The organism is Xenorhabdus griffiniae (genome assembly GCF_001028135.1).
In the GTDB taxonomy this organism is placed as follows: domain Bacteria; phylum Pseudomonadota; class Gammaproteobacteria; order Enterobacterales; family Enterobacteriaceae; genus Xenorhabdus; species Xenorhabdus bakwenae.
In genome coordinates this window covers 1-405 of the sequence record NZ_LDNM01000182.1, presented here as the reverse complement: position 1 = coordinate 405, position 405 = coordinate 1, and the positions used below count along the sequence as shown (strand labels likewise).

Below are 405 nucleotides of genomic sequence, written 5' to 3'. Positions count from 1 at the left end.
GGTCAATATCCTCCCGTTCGTACTTTTTGATGGTTTTCAGGTAATACTGCTCCAGCGCCTCGCAGTAACAGTACCTGTTATGTATTGCCGCCATCGCACAATTACAAAAATCCTGAAAAACCTGATAACGACGGTGATAATGCGCCGTCTGGTTAAACAGCGCGATAAATTCTTTCTGGTGATCCGGCTGTGATGACATCACGTGTTTTCCTTGCAAAAAATAAAGGGAAAACACGTTCCGAAAGGGGAACCTGTTTTCCCCTTTCGGTTGAAGTGAAGATAAAAAATCAATTAATGACGAGTTAAACGAATGGCTATGGCCCGACCGCGATGGCCGGCACGGGCAGGTTCACCGCCTGCTTCTCCTCGTTGACCAGATAAAGCGCCGGCCGGTTTTCCCGTCCT

Annotated in this window: 1 pseudogene; it reads right to left on the bottom strand. The window is 47.9% G+C overall.

Annotated features, from left to right (window positions below):
* Positions 1-199: pseudogene (locus tag AAY47_RS19535) on the bottom strand (SAM-dependent DNA methyltransferase); the annotation flags it as partial.
* Positions 200-405: the final 206 nt, after the last annotated feature.